This window comes from Brucella sp. JSBI001, assembly GCF_026014005.1.
Lineage (GTDB): Bacteria > Pseudomonadota > Alphaproteobacteria > Rhizobiales > Rhizobiaceae > Brucella > Brucella anthropi.
Genome location: NZ_CP110339.1, coordinates 2,468,993 through 2,486,589 on the forward strand (window position 1 = coordinate 2,468,993; position 17,597 = coordinate 2,486,589).

Here is a 17,597-nt window from a genome sequence, read left to right on the forward strand (position 1 = left end):
GACGACTACCTCGCATCTCCAACACGGATCATTATACGATAGGCGGTGCCGGTCTCATCGAAATTGCCGACCCATTCGTGACCACGGTTTTCGAGTTCGGGAAAGAGGAATAAAGGTTCGCGGTGCAGCAGGGCGAACAGAACCGCGCCTGCAGGCATCTCTTCCACTTCCGCAAGAATGCGCACCATTGGTTCCGGCGGCTGCATGTCCGAACAATCGAGATAGCGTGATGGTTCAGGCCAGACATCCGGTGAACCGACATTGTCCGAGAACCGCAGTTCAGGCGCGGCGTCCATCGCCGGACTGAACAGGACTTGCCAGTCGCCATCCTCCAGCGGCTCCGCTTTTGCGGAAAAGCCTTTGCGCTCCATGACACTGAAAAGCGGTGCCGGTTTGAACGGGGCGATCAGCAGGAGGCTTTGTCCCGGCAAAAGACTGTCGACTGCTTCCATGATGGCATTGAACGGTTCCACGCCGCCCTTGATCAGAGGGCGCACGTCCAGCACATGATGCGTGATGTCCTGAACTGAGAGTGTCATTTCGATCTCCTGAGAATTGGTTCACCGGCATAGATGAGATGTGGCAGGGTTGCCCCTTTTGGCAGGCGTAGGCCGTGCGGTACATCGAGAAGCCGCCGGGCGCGGAAGAAGTGCACGATCAATGCAAGGATCGCCATGAGATTCAACGTAATGGCCAAACGAAACACGGTTGGATATTCGGCAATCAAAGCCAGCGTCGCGACGGCAACGCCAGTATAATAAAGAGAGAACCACTGACGTGCGCGGCGCTCGCTGACCATATCCTGCACACGCGGCGTCGGTGCCCTGCCCATGACAGGACCATAACATTCGAGCCAGGTCAGGAACGGCACGATCTTGTATAGCTGGGCAAGGCTGAGGCCGGTCAGCCAACCGAAGGCGAACAGATAGACGAGGGCTGCAATCATCGCATCGGTAGTGCCTGTCCAGAACAGGGCAATTGCCAGAAGAAGCGAGAGCCCTAGCGCGATGAAGGCTGGAATACTGGCGGCACTGTTCAATTCTATCGTCTTGCGCTTGCGCTGCCGGTAGATCGTCTGAATATCGACGATATAGAGCGCAATGCAGGCGATTCCGGGAATGAGAGCCGCCGTGACGGCAATTTCGACCGATCCCCTTTCCAAGGCGACAACGACAATTCCGACAGCGAGGATGGTCAGGGCAGCAGCGCCTTCCCACCAGATAATTCTGGTTGTTTGCCGCGCAGCATCAGGGGACAACATGAACATTGTCAGTAGTCTGTAGCTTACACCCATAGCTGTGAAAGTCATCCAGCCACCGAGACCAAGCGCTGCGTGAACCGGCAATGCCGCTCCCGCAATATCGAGCAGAACGGCTTGCTCCGTAAAGCCGGAGAGCGCGAAGGTGAAAACACTGCCAAGCAGAGCTGTTGTCATAAGGCAGCAGATGCCTGCCGCAACAAACCGCGCGGGCAAGGCGATTGGGCGAGCGAGCCAGAGCGTCATGCCCAGTATGGCGAAAATGGTGGAAAATCCGCAGGTCAACAGGATGCCAGAGACCGGAAGCAACCATGCCGGGCTCTCCGTCAGCCCAGCCATGCCCGCAAAACCAATGAGCAGGCCGGACAAGCCTGTCACGAGCAGAAGCAAAGCCGGGAGGCTTGCCCGGCTTCCCCACAGGGATTTGTTCACGAGAACCGGCACAAATTGCAGGAGTGCGCCGCTCATGAGTAGTGCAAGCCATCCAATAGCGATGGCGTGCACAACTATCAGTGTTTCCGCAGCGCGAATTCCATGACCCGGAAAGCCGAAACCGCCTGCCATCAAGGCAAGTCCAAAGACAAGGAAAGCCAGCGAAGCGGTAAAGTAGGATAGGGTCCAACGGGAAAGCGTCGCGCCGATCATCTCAGTTCGTCCTGGACGTTGTGCCTACAAGACTTCAGTGATTGCCGCAGGTGCACTCATGGTCAGCACCATGATGGCCTTTTCGGCGACCGATTTCGACCCGCCATAATGGACCGGTTTCCTTGTAGACCCACGAGAATGCACCCGGATTGCGGGTTTCAAGCTGGTGGCGCAGTGGCACCGGATCGTGATCATTGATGATTTCCAGCGCTTCGCCGGGTTCAAGCGAATCGATCATCGAGAAGATCGTCGCATGTCGCGAAATGGGCGGTATGGTGCGAACATCAATTACGGGGGATAGTGAGACAGGTTCTGCCGACATCTGATTGTTCCGTGGCTGTCAGGCTTCGAAGCATGATGATGACAGCCGCATCATCATTCGAGCCATTCTAGAGTGACAGTCACAAACCGGATTTGTTGTATCTCAAAGAAGGTGGGAATTTTCCTTGCGATCGAAAAGCGTGTGAGCCACCCGGCGCAGTGGCTCAGTTGCAAAAGTTCAAGATGGGGCCGATCACCGGTTGCTTGAGAGTGCCTGCACCAGATCGGTTTCCAGATCTTCCGGATCTTCCAGACCGATCGAGATGCGAATGAGCTGAGCGCCAATTCCCAGGTGGTTTTTCTGGTCTTCAGGCACAACCGCGTGGGTCAGGGAATATGGATGCTGAATGAGACTTTCCACGCTTCCGAGGCTGACTGCAAAGTGGAAATAACGGGTCGAAGTCAGAATACGTTCGACGCGTGTCAAGTCCCCGGAAACCTCGATAGAAATGACGCAGCCGAAATTGATCATTTGTTCAGCGGCCAGTTTATGCTGCGGATGGCTGGCAAGGCCAGGATATACAACCTTGGTCAGTCCCAGTTCTTCAGCTCTTTTTTCGAGACTGGTCGCCAGCTTCAGTGCCGTTTCCGATTGCCTTATGCTGCGGATTTCCAGGGTTTTCAGCGAACGGTGCAGAAGAGCGCAATCTGTCGGTGACATGACCGAGCCGAGGGCGTTCTGCAGATAACCAACCCGTTCGGCAAGCTTGGCGGGTGCGTTTGCAGAAACCGCGACCACGCCCCCCAAAAGATCCGAATGCCCGTTCAGCATCTTCGTTGCCGAATGTACAACCACATGAATTCCATGATCGATTGGACGCTGGCCTGCCGGCGATGAGAAGGTGCTGTCACAAACCGTAATTGCACCGGCCTGTTTGCCAAGTTCAGCAACCAGCGACAGATCGACAATGCGAAGCGTTGGATTGGACGGGGTCTCAAACCAAAGCAGAGCTGGCTTATGGTCGAGGACAGCCTGGCGCAGTGCAACTTCGTCGGAAAAATCCACGAAATTCACATTGTGCGCGGCGGTGACTGGTCTGACATCGGCCAGCAGTCGGTAGACACCACCGTAGAGATCGTTATGGGCCAATATCGACGAACCGGCCGGAAGCGCCTCCAGCAATGTTGCGGCCGCGGCAAGCCCGCTCGGGAAAACGAAAGCTGCTGCCGCGCCCTCGAGATCGGCAAGACAGCGTTCAAGACCGTTTCTGGTCGGATTGCCGCTGCGGGTATAGTCGTACCCCTTGCTCGCTCCTATGCCATCCTGCACGTAGGTCGTCGCATGATAGATCGGAGGGATCACGGCTCCGGTCAAAGGGTCAGGTTCCTGACCGACATGGATCGCACGTGTTGCAAAACCGGCCTGATTGCGAGGAGGGTTTCTGGACAATTTTTTGTCTTTCTGAAGTTGGTCTGTCGGACCCGGATTGCTTACCAGCTACTCACCGGTTTCATAATATGATTTTCCAGCTCTATCGGGCACATTTCCTTACGCTAGCCAAATTCACGGCTTCTGGCGGCTTTCGGGGTAAGTGCAGTCTCACTCGCCCGCAGGATCAGGTTTGCCCCAACCAGTATCTTTACCGGCGGTTGCGGTTCCGCTGTATTGATCAGGTCGTCGAGAACGGTAACTGCGAGATTTCCGATTTTCCGTTTGGATACGTCAACCGTTGTGAGACCCGGTTCCATGGTGGCGCTTTGCGGCAGATTATCGAAGCCAATCACCGAAACATCGTCAGGAATACGAAGACCCTTGCCCTTCAGTGCGCGGATGAAGCCATAGGCGATGATATCGTTCGTGCAGAAATAGCACTCGGCCAGATCGAGTCCTGAATGCAGCATCGCGCAAGTATCGCGATGGGCGCCTTCATAGGTCGATTCAACCGAAAGGATATCGCGCTCCTGAACCTTCAGGTCCAGACGCTGCATATTCTTGAAAAACGCATCGCGACGAAGACGGAAGTTTGTCGTTTCCGTATGACTGGCGACAAAACCGATCCGCGAAAAACCAAGCTGCTTGAAGCGCGACAGAACCTTGAAGACGGCGTCCTCATTGTTCATGTCGACGAAATTGGCTTCAATGACCTCATAAAAGGTATCGATGAAGACTGTGGGCAGGCCGAGCCCCTGTATCATGTGGATATCTGCCGCCGAAAGCTCGGTCCCAAGCGCGATCACACCGCGCACTGGCGCACCGGCAAGCGATTCCGCTACTGCACTTATCGGCTGCCCGTCGAAACTTACCACTTCCAGCGTATAGTTTCGGCGCGTCGCTTCCGAGGACATGCCGTCAATATAATCCGAGACAAAAACACTGTGATCGCGGTTGACCGTCTCGCCATGCTTGGCAATCTTGAGAAAGCGGATCGTCTCCCCGGTGCTTGGCGCAGTTTTTGACGCGCGTGGAACATAGTTCAGTCTGGAAACGGCTTCGAGGACACGTGCACGCGTTTCGCCCGAAATTTCGCCCTTACCGTTGAGCACAAGCGAAACCGTAGCCGGAGAAACGCCGGCAGTCTCTGCGATGTCTCTGATCGTAAAAGACTTTTTCTTTTTCATATGCTCCGCACGATTATAGGAATTCGGTTAAGGACATAGGCTCCGGGAACGAGAATATCTGCCATTTGTATGGCATCTGCTCTCGGGAACTTCAAATCCGCAATTGGCACCAGATTCAATATGTTGCCGGTTTTGGTCTCAGATCAAGAATTAACAGGCCCCATCTTTTCAACGGCAAACGTTCGATTTTGCATCCTGATATGAATCATATGTTTAGTAAACAATATGAGCGATAATTAAACCGATTAGGGTAAAATCGATCCACAGGCAACGGAAATTTGCCGATATTGCGCTTGACAGCTGTATGCCATCTCGTCATTTATTTAGTGAATAACAGTTTTGTTTACTAAACGTGGTAGGAGGAGACCATGCAGAAGACAAGCAATCAGCTTGCTATGCTTGTTGTCATCAATCTCGGATTGCTCGCGCTTGGCGCGTATATTTCGGGAGGATCTTTCCTATCCCTGTTCAATCTGCAGTCCATGGCAGGTCAGGTGCCTGAAATCGGGCTTCTGGCAATCGGCGTCATGCTGGCTATGTGCGCTGGCAATGGCGGGATCGATCTTTCGGGTATTGCGCTGGCCAACCTTTCTGGTGTGCTTTCAGCCGTCATCGTTTCGATGTTCATCTCAAGCGCCGAAAACCAGCTTGGCTTCAGCCTTGCCTTCATTGGACTGGCACTGGTGATCGGTCTTGCGGGCGGCATCGTCAATGGAATGCTGATTGCGCGCTTCAACATCACGCCAATCCTCTGCACGCTTGGCACGCAGATGGCGTTTACGGGTCTTGCCGTTGTTGTCTCTGGCGGTCGCGCTGTCATGGTCGGCAGCCCCGATCTTCTGTCGCGCATCGGCAATGACATGTTCCTCGCCGTGCCAATCAGCTTCCTGATTTTCATAGCGGTTGCCCTGCTGATCGCAGCGGTCGTGCGCTTTACCCCATACGGCTACTGGCTGATGCTGATGGGCACCAATCCGAAAGCCGCTGTCTTCGCTGGTTTCCCGCGCAATGGCGTGCTGATTGCGACCTATGCAACGAGCGGATTTCTGGCAGCGATTGCAGGCATCATCATTGCAGCACGCAACGTCAACGTGAAGTTCGACTATGGCAGCTCGTATCTGCTGGTCGCCATTCTCATCGCCGTCATGGCGGGCGTGAAGCCTGAAGGTGGTTATGGCCGTGTCATCTGCGTGGTGCTGAGCGCTATTGCTTTGCAGCTTATGTCCAGCCTGCTCAACTTCGGCGGCCTTTCCAACTTCGTCCGCGACTTCGCCTGGGGCCTGCTGCTGCTCGCCTTCCTTGCAATCGGCAAATACGACATCGCGGGATTCTTTACCCTCGGCAATCGCCAAAAGGGAAACATCGGTGCTCAACCCTCAGGCACCCGAACATAGACTTTGGGGGATGGTAAGTGTGGAGGAAATGATGAAAGCAACAACGAAAAAACTGCTCACCGGAACCATCATTGGTGCAGCGATCGTCGCGGGCAGCGCGGGCACGCTCGTCGCACAGGAAAAGCCGGTTATCGCAACTGTCGTCAAGATCAGCGGTATTCCTTGGTTCGACCGCATGAACACCGGTGTTGAAGCCTATCAGAAGGCCAACCCGGACGTGGTTGCAACACAGAGCGGACCGGCAACGGCAGACGCAGCACAGCAGCTTCAGATCGTGCAGGATCTCGTTGCCAAGGGCGTTAACGCGCTTGCAGTCGTCCCAATGGATCCGGCTGTTCTCGAAGGTACCTTCAAGCGCGCCATGGAACGCGGCATCATTGTTGTGACGCATGAAGCCGACAACCAGGTCAACACCATGGCCGACGTCGAAGCTTTCGATAATGCCGATTACGGCACGGCCCTCAATGAACGTCTCGCAGAATGCATGGGCAAGAGTGGCAAGTGGACCACCTTTGTTGGCTCGCTCGGCAGCCGCACGCACATGCAGTGGGTTGGTTCGGGCGAAGAAAACGCCAAGAAGTATCCTGACATGCAGCTCGTCGATCCGAACAACGAATCCTTCGACGATGCCAACGGCACCTATGAAAAGGCCAAGGAAATCCTGCGCAAGCATCCTGACCTGAAGGGCTTCCAGACCTCTGCCGGTAACGACGTTCTCGGCGTTGGCCGTGCGATCGACGAAGCTGGCCTGAGCGGCAAGGTTTGCCTGGTTGGCACCGGCCTTCCGAACCCGTCGGCAGATCTTCTTGAATCCGGCGCCATCACGGCAATCGGCTTCTGGGATCCGCAGAAGGCCGGTATGGCGATGAATGCGGTTGCCAAGCTTCTGCTCGAAAAGAAGGAAGTCAAGGAAGGCACCGACCTCGGCGTTGAAGGCTATAACAAGGTCAGCGTCAAAAAGGGTGCCGGTGAAGGCCTGCTCGTGATCGGCAACGGCATGGTTATTGCTGACAAGGCGACTTACAAGGAACACCTGTTCTAGGCGTTTCGCACGGGCTGACTGACTATCGTGTGCGGACATCGTTCAGCCGCATGCGATGGTGTCAAAAGCCCGGATGCCCCGTTGCATCCGGGCGCCTGAACCAAACAAACTATCTAAAATCAAGACATTAGCGCGTGGCGAACGAAAGCCAACGGTCCTACAGCCAGCCCAATCGCTTTGGCGAGCAGTGCGGCGACAAAGGAATTTAACGTGTCAACTACGACGAAGAATGGGACGAGCAGCGACCGGTCTCCGGATCGTTTTCTCGAACTGCGCAACATCCATAAGCGGTTTGGCGGCGTTCACGCGCTGCGCGGCATTGATCTGACAATCGATCTTGGCCAGGCCTATCACCTGTTGGGTGAAAATGGCTGCGGCAAGAGCACGGTCATCAAGATCATGTCCGGCGCACATGCACCCAGCGAAGGCGAGATCATTCTCGATGGCAAAACCTATACTTCGCTGAACCCGATCCAGTCGCTGGCAGCCGGTATCGAGACCGTCTATCAGGATCTGTCGCTTATTCCCAATCTGACCGTCGCTGAAAACGTAGCGCTGAATGAGCAGCTCGTTGAAGGCAATGGCCGACTGTTCCGCAGCGTCAAGCTTTCGCAGCTCCGCGAGACTGCAGAACGGGCATTGAGCACGGTTGGCCTGCCAACCGACAAAGCCTTTCTGAATACAATCGTTTCCGAGCTGCCGCTTGCCATGCGCCAGCTGGTTGCCATCTCGCGCGCAATCGCAACCCGCGCCAAGCTCGTCATTATGGATGAGCCGACCACATCGCTGACCCGTCGCGAAGTGGACAATCTGATTGAAGTCGTTGAACGCCTGCGCGCTGAGCGTGTCGCGGTGCTGTTCGTCACCCACAAGCTAGATGAATGCTATCGCATCGGCGGCAATGCGGTTGTCTTCCGCGATGGCCAGTGCGTGGCGCAAGGCCCAATCGAAAACTACACCAAGAAGCAGCTGTCCGAGTTGATGATCGGCCGGGAAATCGACGCCGAACGTTATCGCACGGCACAGCCCGGCGATGCCGAACTGCTTAAACTCGACGGCCTTACCGCATCGGGCTTCAAGGACATTGGCTTTACCCTTCGTAAGGGTGAAATCCTCGGCATTACCGGCCTTGCAGATTCCGGACGCAACGAGCTGGCCATGGCAATCACCGGCGTTGTACCTGCTGATAGAGGTTCAATCCGCCTCGAAGGTCAGAAGACCGAAGTTAAAAGCCCGGCGGAAGCCATCGAGCATGGCATTGGCTATGTGCCGGAAGACCGCCTTGCAGAAGGCCTTTTCCTCGATAAATCGATCTTTCAAAACGAGATCGCTCTGATCTTCAGAAAGCTCTGCAACAGCCTTGGCATCGTCGATCAGAAACAGGGCCGCAACATCGCCGCCTCGCTGATGAAAGAGATGCGGCTTAATACAACCAATCTGGACCTGCCGGTTGGCGCGCTTTCAGGCGGCAATCAGCAGCGCGTTTTGATCGGTCGCTGGCTGAGCATTGGCCCGAAGCTTCTGGTGCTGCACGGCCCGACAGTCGGCGTTGATGTGGGATCGAAAGACACAATTTACCGCGCAATTCAGGCGCTGGCCGAAGCTGGCATGGGCCTCATCATCGTCAGCGATGATCTGCCGGAGCTTCTGCAGAATGCAGACCGCATTCTCGTCATGAACTCAGGCAGCATCGTTGCCGAACTGGATGCTGCACAGGCCAATGAAGATCAGCTCTATCAAGCCATGATGTCGTCGCAGAAGGAAGTTGCCTAATGAGTGCGTCGCAGTATCAACAGGATCTAGGTCGAGCCCAATCCTTCAAACTGGGTGACTTCATTCGCAGGCGCCCGGAATCGATCACTTTTTTCCTGCTCGTGGCAATCTGCACGATTGTCTCGATCATCAATCCGGCATTCCTGCAAGCCTCTACGCTGATCGATATTGGCCGTGCCAGTGTGGTGATGGGCCTGTTTGCGCTTGGCGTCTTCATCATTCTCGCCGCTGGCGGCATTGATGTTTCCTTCACGGCAATTGCTGCCACGACAGTCTATTCGCTGACGCTTCTGGTGCAGGCCTATATGCCGGAACTGCCGATCATCTTCATCATTCTGATGGCGATTGCTGGCGGTATTTTCCTCGGCGTCCTCAATGGTCTTCTGGTGCATTACCTCAATGTACCGTCACTGATCGTCACCATCGGCACGCAGTATCTTTTCCGTGGCTTCTTGCTGGCCTTTGTCGGCACGGTCTGGATCATGTCCCTGCCGCCGACAATGGGGGCTTTCGGTCGCCTGCCGCTGTTCCAGTTTGAATCGGCGACCGGTGCCACCATCACCATGCCATTCTACTTTCTGGTGCTGCCTGCGGCCGCAATCCTGACCTGGTGGATATTGAACCGCACTTTGATGGGCCGCGCGATTTTTGCGATGGGTGGTAACAGCCAGATCGCAAGCCGCCTCGGCTATAATCTACGCACCATCCATATCTTCCTGTTCGGCTATGCAGGTGGTCTGGCCGGACTTGCAGGCATCATCCATGTCTGCGCCAATCGCCAGTCGAGCCCTTTCGATTTTGTCGGAACCGAAATTGCCGTTATCGCCGCTGTGGTTCTCGGTGGTGCACGCATCACCGGCGGCACCGGCACCGTCTTCGGCACCCTTCTCGGTGTGCTGCTCATCACCGTCATCAACAGTGTTCTGGTGCTCGTCGGCATCCCCAGCACATGGCAGCGTCTCGTCGTCGGCTGCTTCATCCTGCTGGCTGCCGCCTTCTTCGTCACCCGCCAACGCAAGAAATAACCCGATACTCTCAAGAGGAAATCATGAAGAAATTCCTGAACGATCCCGTCAATTTCGTGGATGAGATGCTCGAAGGCATCTATCGGGCGCATCCCGAGCTTACCTTTGTCGACAACGACAAGCGTTGCATGGTCACAGCCAATACCAAATCCGGCAAGGTCGGCATTGCAACAGGCGGCGGCTCCGGCCACCTGCCGCTGTTCCTGGGCTATATCGGCGAAGGCATGATCGATGGCGCGGCTGTCGGCGGCGTCTTCCAATCGCCAAGCTCAGAGCAAATGTATCAGGTCACCAAGGCTATCGATCAGGGCGCAGGCGTTCTCTACATCTACGGCAACTACAGCGGCGACATCATCAATTTCGATATGGCTGCAGAACTTGCCGATCTTGATGGTATTACCGTCAAACAGGTTGTCGGCAATGATGATGTGGCGTCCTCGGTTGTCGGTGAAGAACACAAGCGTCGCGGCGTCGCCGGCATCTTCTTTGTCTACAAGGCAGCCGGTGCAGCTGCAGCCAACGGCCTGTCGCTTGATGAAGTGACGCGTCTTGCCGATAAGGCACGTCTGCGCACCCGCACCATGGGCGTTGCTCTCTCCAGCTGCGTTGTACCGGAAATCGGTCACGCAACCTTCTCCATCGGAGAAGATGAAATGGAAATCGGCATGGGCATCCATGGCGAACCTGGCATCAGCCGCAAGAAGCTTGCCAGTGCCGACGCCGTCATCGACGAACTGATGGAACGTATTTTCGCCGAGCAGGCCTATGCCAAGGGCGATGAAGTAGCCGTGCTGGTCAATGGTCTTGGCGGCACGCCGCTTGAAGAGCTTTACATCATGTTCCGCCGGGTTTCCCAGCTGTTTGATGAGCGTGGCGTCAAGGTCAAGCATGTCTGGATCGGCGAGTTTGCCACTTCCATGGAAATGGCTGGCGCGTCAGTTTCCGTGTTGCATCTCGATGACGAATTGGAACCGCTGGTTGCCGCTTCCGCCAACACCCCATTCTTCAAGCATTTTGCGGGTTGAGGTGCAGTCATGAACGTCATTACAGCATCTGATCTGATCAATCTCTTCGACAGCTGGAAGCAGCTTTTTGCAGAACAGCGCGAATTCCTTATCGCGCTGGACGGTAAGGTTGGCGACAGCGATCTCGGCATCACCATGAGCAAGGCCTTTGCAGCAGCGGCAGAGGCTGTCCATGTGGAAGGTGAAGCTGCAGGCATCGCGAAGCTTCTGCGCACAGCTGGCGCCACCATGGCGCGCGTTGCGCCATCGACCATGGGTACGCTGACCGCAACGGGCTTCCTGCGTGCAAGCAAGGCCTGCGATGGTATCGACGAGTTGGGCACTGCAGAGATTGCCGCCTTCTGGCGTGCCTATAGCGATGGTATCGCCGAGCGCGGCAAGGCAAAGGTTGGCGACAAGACACTTCTCGATGTGCTTGATCCAATCGCCGTAACGCTTGAAGCACAAGCATCAGCGGGTGCCTCACTTACTGATGCGCTTGCAGCCGCAGCCAAAGCTGCAGAAGATGCGCTTGAAGCAACCAAAACGATGGTTGCCCAGCACGGCAAGGCCGCAGCTTTTCAGGAAAAGACCATCGGTCTTCAGGATGCAGGCGCAACTGTCGGTATGCTGCTGATCACCAGCATGTCGGCTTTCGTTTCGGCAAACACATAAGAAGACCAAGGAGTGGCTGATAAAGTTCTGCCCATGACCAAGACTCTGGTCTTCCGGCTCTTTATCAGCTGATCAGGCCTTCACTATCTGAAGGAAAAGATGGCAGAACTTGGTATGGCGTTGACCTTCTTGGTTGCGCATTGCCGGGTTCTGATTATTAGCCGGAGCCGGTTCGAAAGGCATTGGCGAAGCTGATTCCATTCTACAAGGAAAACCTCTGAGCATGACCAAACGGCCGCCACGCATAGTGGCGGCAGCCTTGCAATTGCAAACGAGCAGCGGTTCGGGATGCATATCTGCGTCAGCAGATCGTAAACGACTGCCGCTGGACAAGCGTGAATCCGCTACCTCCTCCATCTGGAATAATTGTCTGAACCTAACTGATGGTCGAAACCTCTTTGACAAGCCAGTCGCGGAAGAGCTGCAACGCCGGGTTGGAGGCAATGTTTTCGTGGCTGCATATAAATTTGTAGGATTCTTTGGGCTCGAAATATCGCTCGGACACGATGCAAAGGCTTCTGCGCTGCACGTCGTTTTCGACCAGAGGCCGATGAGAAAAACCAATGCCCTGTCCGGAACGAGCAGCCGCCAACAATGTGTGTTGGTCGTCAAAAAAGAGGTTTGAATTGGCGGTTAGATCATCAAATCCGTGGTGGGATATCCATCTTTTCCAGTCGTTTACGTCCCGATAATGCAAGCGAGGAATGTCAGGGTTCACGAGAAGATCTTCTGGATTTGTCACATTGGCCAGAAGTGAGGGGCTGCAGACAGGCACCAGTTTTTCTTTTAGAAGTTCGATGTTGTACATGCCTGCAGGCGGATGCAGACAATACTTTATCTGTGCGTCTTCTCTATCCTGAGCGATGGAATCTATATCGAGATTATTCAGGTGAAGCTGGATGCCTGGATTTTGCTTCAAGAAGCCAGCAATCCTGCTTGCGATCACTTCCATTGCGAAAAAAGGACCGGCGCGAACCCTGAGAATTTGGGTCTTGTTGTCCTGTCCGATCAGCGTCGTAACCGCGCCGATTTCATCAAATGCCCGAGCGCAAACCTCCAGCAGCAGCGCACCTTCTGCGGTAACGGATACACCGCGCGAGCCGCGAATAAGCAACTGACAACCCAAAGCCTGTTCCAGAAGCTTGACTTGATGGCTCACAGCACCCTGACTGACTGCAAGCTCTTCTGCGGCGGCAGTGAAGCTTTGACAATGCGAAACGGCTTCAAAAGCCCTTAAGGCTCTCAAGCTTGGGAGTTTTCGCCGCTTCGCCCTTGACGTCATAACATTATGAATTTTTCTAATACCATTGAATAGATCTTTTGCATTGATCGACCCTCGGCACAAGCATAAGCGTCAATAAACAAAAAAACGCCCCTGGGTGTTTGGGCTCTGCTGTTCCTGATCATGGATGACGGCGCGCGCAGGCGACGAACCCGGTAAGGGCATATAACAGGAGAACGAAACGTGCTTAAGCAAGCTAAAATGGGAATTATTGCCGCTCTTGTCGCTGTATGCGGTGCCCTTCCAGCCCATGCTGAGGAAATCCGCATGGGAGCCGAAGGTGCCTATGCGCCCTTCAATTATCTGGACCCTAGCGGGCAGCTCAAAGGCTTTGATATCGACGTCGGCAATGCGATCTGTGAAAAACTGAAAGCTGATTGCGTATGGAGCGCCAACGAGTGGAGCGGAATTATTCCGGCGCTTCAGTCAAAGAAGTTCGACATCATGGCTTCTTCGATGGCTATTACTGAATCGCGTATGCAGCAGGTCAGCTTCTCCGATCCGTATTACTACAACACCATGCGGTTTGTCGCTTTGAAGGAGCTTGGCCTGAAGGATGTGACGCCTGAAAGTGCCAAGGGCAAGGTCATAGGCACCCAGACGGGCTCCATCGCAGTTGATGCTTTGCAGCGCTTTTTCCCGGATAATGAGTTGAAGCTCTATCCGACACTGGAAGAAGCCTTCCTGGATATCGAGAACGGCCGCATTGACCTCTTGCTGGAATCCAAATTCGCGCTCAGCGACTGGATTAAGAAGGGTGCGGATTGCTGCGAATTTGTCGGCAACGAATTCCTTCTAGATGGAACTCTGGGTGCCGGAATGGCCTTCCGCAAGGATGACGAAGAACTGCGCACGCGCGTCAACAAGGCGCTTGCGGAGATCATCCAGGACGGTAGCTACGACAAGATCAGTGCCAAGTACTTTGATTTCGACATCAGGGAAAAGCCGAAATTCGCGAGCGAAATCTTCGCGAAGTAGTTCGCTCCACCCTCACATACAGAGTGCCTGATTTGAGACACCACATCAGATCAGGTGCTCACTGCGTGTGGCATAGTCAGGCCTCAGCCATTTCGTTTCGACCAACACAGAGTGGTCTTCGCCGACAAAAGAAAGGTCGATCCGTGTCCTATCGTGTTGCGATCATCGAACTCATCAATGAAAGTAATACCTTCACGCAAAATCGCACGAGCATCAGCGATTTTCGGGCGTCGCATTATTTCAAGGGCGATGAGATTCCAGCCAATTTCCGAGGTACCGGCTCTGAGGTCGGTGGCGCGATAAAGGTCGCGGATGAAAAGGGCTGGACGCCTGTTTATATCACCGCAGCCCATGCGGAGCCGAACGGACCGGTGCTTGAAACTGCGCGTCAGGAAATCACCGGCGAGTGCTTGCGACGGCTGAAGGAAGCCGGACCTTTTAACGGTATATTTGTTGCCCTGCATGGTGCCATGGTGACGGAGACCGATCAGGATGGCGACAGCCAGTTCCTGCGGGAGATCCGGTCCGTGGTCGGATACGATGTTCCGATCGCCATCACCCTAGACCTTCACGCGAATATTTTTGATGAACTGGCTGATCTGGCGCAGATCGCCGTTTCATTCCGGACTTATCCTCATATCGATATGAGTGAGGTCGGAGTTGAGGCCTGTTCGTTGCTGGATCAAGCGATGAAAGGGGAAATCGAACCTGCGCTGGCCATTGGGCGCCCACCAATGCTTCTCGGTTGTGATGATGGTCGCACGACAGATAACGGTCCGATGTGCCGCCTGCTCGAAAGTGCAGGCCGTGAGATGCAACAACCGGGAATCCTGAATGTGGCGGTCAATGCCGGATTTACCGATGCTGATGTCTGGGCGGCTGGGCCGAGTGTGATCGTGACCTTCGATCGTAAATGCGTTAGCCGACAAACCGCTAGCGATGTCGCGGACAAGATGTGCGACGAAATCTGGGCCTATAAGGATCAGTGGTCGCAGCCGATGCCTCTCGATGAATGTATCCGGCAATTGAAGGAGGCCCGGGGTGCTGAAGGCACGATTGTCGTCGCTGATTTCTCCGACAATCCCGGCTCGGGGGCCTATAGCGATTGTACTGCGCTCATTGCGGCGATGCTTCAGGCGGGTGTGACCAATGCCGCCGCAGGCGCGCTTCTCGACCCTGAAGCGGTGGCAGAGATTGCAGCCAAGGCGATAGGCGAGACTGTTACGGTGACGATTGGCGGCAAATCCGATCCATCTGTTGGTGGCGGTCCTTTGACTGTGACAGGCCGTGTCATGTCGGTCAGCGACGGTACCTTCGTCTTTGAAGGGCCGATGTTTACAGGTTTGCCTGGAACGACCGGAAAAGCCGTGTGCCTGCGTGTGGAGGGGATCGATATTATGATCGTGTCGGAACGCATGCAGATGCTTGATCAGAACATTTTCCGTATCGTCGGCGTCGAGCCGAAGGAAAAATCCGTTCTGGCGGTCAAATCAATGCAGCATTTCAAAGGGGCGTTCGGCCCGATTGCAACACAGATCATTGTTACCGATGCTGGTGGTCTGAGCTCACCGGACCTGTCGAGACGGGTCTACGCTTGCCTGCGGCGTCCGGTTTTCCCCCTGGACACACTGTCGGATCAGCATCAGTAAGAGTGCTGACGAAACTATTGGACTTTTGACAGCGAACAGGGAATTTAATTCGGTCGAGGGGAACAATTAGGATGACGTTTCGTCACCGTGGAACTCCTGGACCAGATTGATCATTTGTACTCACGGATGGAGTGTCCGATGCACGTAGCGCCAATCTTCGCCGGGTTAAAAATCGAGGCGGCTGAAATACGGGTCATACGTTTGCCGCTGCTCGTGCCTTTCGTGATTTCCACCGGAACAATGACTGAAAAGATCATTCCGATCCTCACCTTGCGGGCTGAAGGCCTGGAAGGTTATGCCGAAGGTGTGATGGATCCGTTGCCGGATTATCTGGAGGAGACCATCTCCGGTTCGCTCTCTTTCCTGCGCGATGTGCTGTTGTCCCAGATTGTTGGCAAACGCTTTAACGGCCCCGCCGATCTTGCAGCCATTCTCGATCCATGGCGCGGACACAGAATGAGCAAGGCCATGGTTGAGATGGCGATATGGGACCTGTGGGCAAAAGCACTGAACCTACCATTGAGCGTTGCGCTTGGTGGCGTTCGCGATGCTATCGACGTGGGTGTCAGCCTTGGCATTGCCGATATTCCAACGACGATTGACCGGGTCGCTGCCTCGCTCGATGCCGGTTACAAGCGCGTTAAGCTGAAGATCAAGCGCGGTCATGATCTCGCTATGATTCAGGCGGTGCGTGAGTGCTTCCCGGAAGCCAAGCTGACGGTTGATGCCAATACAGACTACCGGCTTTCCGACTTGCCGCTTCTGAAAGCGATGGATGCTTTCGCACTCGATTACATCGAACAGCCGCTGGCTTTCGATGATATTACCGATCATGTCCATGTGCAGGAAAAGCTGCTGACTGCCATCTGCCTGGATGAGAGCATCCGGTCTTCGGTGGATGCGCGCAAGGCGCTTGTCGCAAGAGCTTGCCGTGTCATCAATATCAAGGTGGGTCGAGTCGGTGGACATAGTGCATCACGCGCAATTCACGATGTCTGCGCAGCCTTTGATGTGCCTGTATGGTGCGGTGGGATGCTTGAAGCAGGCATTGGTCGGGCGCACAATATTCACCTGTCCACACTGCCAAATTTCACCAAACCGGGGGACACATCGTCCGCCAGCCGCTACTTCCCGCGCGATATTGTCAACGAGCCGCTGGAAGCCGAAAATGGACGAATGGCCGTTCCCAAGAACGGTCCGGGTATCGGTGTGACCTTGGATTATGCATTTCTCGATACGGTCACCAGCCATCGCGAGGATTTCGTCGCATGAGCGAAATATTGGTCCGCGAGCTCGCCTCTCTCGACGAGATGAAGGATTCGGAGAACGTGCAGCGGCTGGTGTGGGGAGAGGACGATCCTGTCGATGCCTCAGACTTATTGCTTGCGATCCAGCACGAAGGCGGCCTTGTCGCCGGAGCGTTCGATGGCGGGAAGATGATAGGCTTCATCTTTGGTTTCCCAAGCGCAACGCCGGGCGTTCAGCATTCTCACCGTCTGGCGGTTCTTCCGGAAGCAAGAGGCTTGAAACTTGGCGCGCGGATGAAGTGGTTCCAGCGCGATTGGTGCCTTGCGAGAGGCATTACGCATGTGCGCTGGACCTATGATCCGATCCGGGCGGTCAATGCCAGTCTGAACATTGCGAGCCTCGGGGCCACATCGTCCACTTATCATATCGACTATTACGGCCCTATGGTCGGCATCAATTCTGGGTTGCCTTCGGACCGGATCGTGGCTGACTGGCAATTGGACGATCTGCGTGTAGAAGCTCGATCTCGAGGCCAGAAACTTGAGTTTCCCGCAGATGCTCGACGCGTGAAAATACCGGGCGATATCGATCACCTGCTTGCAGTTGATCCGGCGGCGGCAATGAATGCAAGGTTGTCGCTTCGCGAACAGCTGCTGACTGCCTTCAACGAAGGTAAGCGTATTGTTGGCTTCGACCCGCAGGCCACGACGTATTTATTGGTTTAAAGCCGATAGCTAAAATTAC

16 protein-coding genes are annotated in these 17,597 nt (G+C 54.9%); 10 read left to right on the forward strand and 6 right to left on the reverse strand.

What is annotated here, in order from left to right:
- Positions 1–5: 5 nt before the first annotated feature.
- The 5 genes from LJ361_RS11595 to LJ361_RS11615 form a co-directional block, all read right to left on the reverse strand.
- Positions 6–539: a DUF2249 domain-containing protein gene (locus LJ361_RS11595; protein ID WP_036588195.1), complete on the reverse strand. Its 534-nt coding sequence runs from the start codon at positions 537–539 to the stop codon at positions 6–8.
- Complete coding sequence (locus LJ361_RS11600) at positions 536–1,903, reverse strand: hypothetical protein (protein WP_036588197.1); 1,368 nt, start codon at positions 1,901–1,903, stop codon at positions 536–538. The genes LJ361_RS11595 and LJ361_RS11600 overlap by 4 nt, the downstream gene beginning before the upstream one ends.
- 34 nt (positions 1,904–1,937) lie before the next feature.
- Positions 1,938–2,225 (reverse strand): DUF2249 domain-containing protein, encoded by a 288-nt coding sequence (locus tag LJ361_RS11605; RefSeq protein WP_010660618.1) that lies wholly within the window; start codon positions 2,223–2,225, stop codon positions 1,938–1,940.
- Positions 2,226–2,417: 192 nt separating this feature from the next.
- A complete protein-coding gene (locus LJ361_RS11610) occupies positions 2,418–3,614 on the reverse strand; it encodes a trans-sulfuration enzyme family protein (RefSeq protein WP_258124675.1) in 1,197 nt (398 codons plus the stop codon).
- 104 nt (positions 3,615–3,718) lie between these two features.
- Complete coding sequence (locus LJ361_RS11615) at positions 3,719–4,783, reverse strand: LacI family DNA-binding transcriptional regulator (protein ID WP_012093655.1); 1,065 nt, start codon at positions 4,781–4,783, stop codon at positions 3,719–3,721.
- Between the two features lie 368 nt (positions 4,784–5,151).
- Here LJ361_RS11615 and LJ361_RS11620 point away from each other — a divergent pair, with 368 nt between their 5' ends.
- The 6 genes from LJ361_RS11620 to LJ361_RS11645 all read left to right on the forward strand — a co-directional run bounded on the left by LJ361_RS11620 (position 5,152) and on the right by LJ361_RS11645 (position 11,696).
- Entirely contained in the window at positions 5,152–6,177 is a 1,026-nt protein-coding gene (locus LJ361_RS11620; protein WP_264811560.1) for an ABC transporter permease, read from the forward strand.
- 31 nt (positions 6,178–6,208) lie between these two features.
- A complete protein-coding gene (locus LJ361_RS11625) occupies positions 6,209–7,219 on the forward strand; it encodes a substrate-binding domain-containing protein (protein ID WP_012093653.1) in 1,011 nt (336 codons plus the stop codon).
- Between the two features lie 210 nt (positions 7,220–7,429).
- A complete protein-coding gene (locus LJ361_RS11630) occupies positions 7,430–8,992 on the forward strand; it encodes a sugar ABC transporter ATP-binding protein (protein ID WP_264811561.1) in 1,563 nt (520 codons plus the stop codon).
- The gene (locus LJ361_RS11635; protein ID WP_264811564.1) at positions 8,992–10,017 is read left to right on the forward strand and encodes an ABC transporter permease; all 1,026 of its coding nucleotides are present in this window, start codon (positions 8,992–8,994) and stop codon (positions 10,015–10,017) included. The genes LJ361_RS11630 and LJ361_RS11635 overlap by 1 nt, the downstream gene beginning before the upstream one ends.
- A gap of 23 nt (positions 10,018–10,040) precedes the next feature.
- Entirely contained in the window at positions 10,041–11,042 is a 1,002-nt protein-coding gene (locus LJ361_RS11640; RefSeq protein ID WP_264811565.1) for a dihydroxyacetone kinase subunit DhaK, read from the forward strand.
- A 9-nt stretch (positions 11,043–11,051) separates the two neighbouring features.
- The gene (locus LJ361_RS11645) at positions 11,052–11,696 is read left to right on the forward strand and encodes a dihydroxyacetone kinase family protein (protein WP_264811566.1); all 645 of its coding nucleotides are present in this window, start codon (positions 11,052–11,054) and stop codon (positions 11,694–11,696) included.
- 376 nt (positions 11,697–12,072) lie between these two features.
- Here the strand turns inward: LJ361_RS11645 and LJ361_RS11650 are convergent, their stop codons facing one another.
- Entirely contained in the window at positions 12,073–12,942 is an 870-nt protein-coding gene (locus LJ361_RS11650; RefSeq protein ID WP_235823031.1) for a LysR family transcriptional regulator, read from the reverse strand.
- Positions 12,943–13,161: 219 nt separating this feature from the next.
- Here LJ361_RS11650 and LJ361_RS11655 point away from each other — a divergent pair, with 219 nt between their 5' ends.
- The 4 genes from LJ361_RS11655 (at position 13,162) to LJ361_RS11670 (ending at position 17,578) form a co-directional block, all read left to right on the forward strand.
- Entirely contained in the window at positions 13,162–13,956 is a 795-nt protein-coding gene (locus tag LJ361_RS11655) for an ABC transporter substrate-binding protein (RefSeq protein ID WP_264811567.1), read from the forward strand.
- A 143-nt stretch (positions 13,957–14,099) separates the two neighbouring features.
- On the forward strand, positions 14,100–15,605 hold the full coding sequence (locus LJ361_RS11660) for a M81 family metallopeptidase (protein WP_029928779.1): 1,506 nt from the start codon (positions 14,100–14,102) through the stop codon (positions 15,603–15,605).
- Positions 15,606–15,743: 138 nt separating this feature from the next.
- The gene (gene menC, locus LJ361_RS11665; protein WP_264811568.1) at positions 15,744–16,877 is read left to right on the forward strand and encodes an o-succinylbenzoate synthase; all 1,134 of its coding nucleotides are present in this window, start codon (positions 15,744–15,746) and stop codon (positions 16,875–16,877) included.
- Positions 16,874–17,578, forward strand: coding sequence for a GNAT family N-acetyltransferase (locus tag LJ361_RS11670; protein WP_029928784.1), 705 nt, complete (start codon positions 16,874–16,876; stop codon positions 17,576–17,578). Before menC ends, LJ361_RS11670 begins: the two co-directional genes overlap by 4 nt.
- Positions 17,579–17,597 lie beyond the last annotated feature (19 nt).

Excerpts from the sequence above, each read along its gene's own strand:
- LJ361_RS11595 (WP_036588195.1), bottom strand. The coding sequence starts at position 539 with ATGACACTCTCAGTTCAGGACATCACGCATCATGTGCTGGACGTGCGC.
- LJ361_RS11600 (WP_036588197.1), bottom strand. The coding sequence starts at position 1,903 with ATGATCGGCGCGACGCTTTCCCGTTGGACCCTATCCTACTTTACCGCT.
- LJ361_RS11605 (WP_010660618.1), bottom strand. The coding sequence starts at position 2,225 with ATGTCGGCAGAACCTGTCTCACTATCCCCCGTAATTGATGTTCGCACC.
- LJ361_RS11615 (WP_012093655.1), bottom strand. The coding sequence starts at position 4,783 with ATGAAAAAGAAAAAGTCTTTTACGATCAGAGACATCGCAGAGACTGCC.
- LJ361_RS11620 (WP_264811560.1), top strand. The coding sequence starts at position 5,152 with ATGCAGAAGACAAGCAATCAGCTTGCTATGCTTGTTGTCATCAATCTC.
- LJ361_RS11625 (WP_012093653.1), top strand. The coding sequence starts at position 6,209 with ATGAAAGCAACAACGAAAAAACTGCTCACCGGAACCATCATTGGTGCA.
- LJ361_RS11635 (WP_264811564.1), top strand. The coding sequence starts at position 8,992 with ATGAGTGCGTCGCAGTATCAACAGGATCTAGGTCGAGCCCAATCCTTC.
- LJ361_RS11640 (WP_264811565.1), top strand. The coding sequence starts at position 10,041 with ATGAAGAAATTCCTGAACGATCCCGTCAATTTCGTGGATGAGATGCTC.
- LJ361_RS11645 (WP_264811566.1), top strand. The coding sequence starts at position 11,052 with ATGAACGTCATTACAGCATCTGATCTGATCAATCTCTTCGACAGCTGG.
- menC (WP_264811568.1), top strand. The coding sequence starts at position 15,744 with ATGCACGTAGCGCCAATCTTCGCCGGGTTAAAAATCGAGGCGGCTGAA.
- LJ361_RS11670 (WP_029928784.1), top strand. The coding sequence starts at position 16,874 with ATGAGCGAAATATTGGTCCGCGAGCTCGCCTCTCTCGACGAGATGAAG.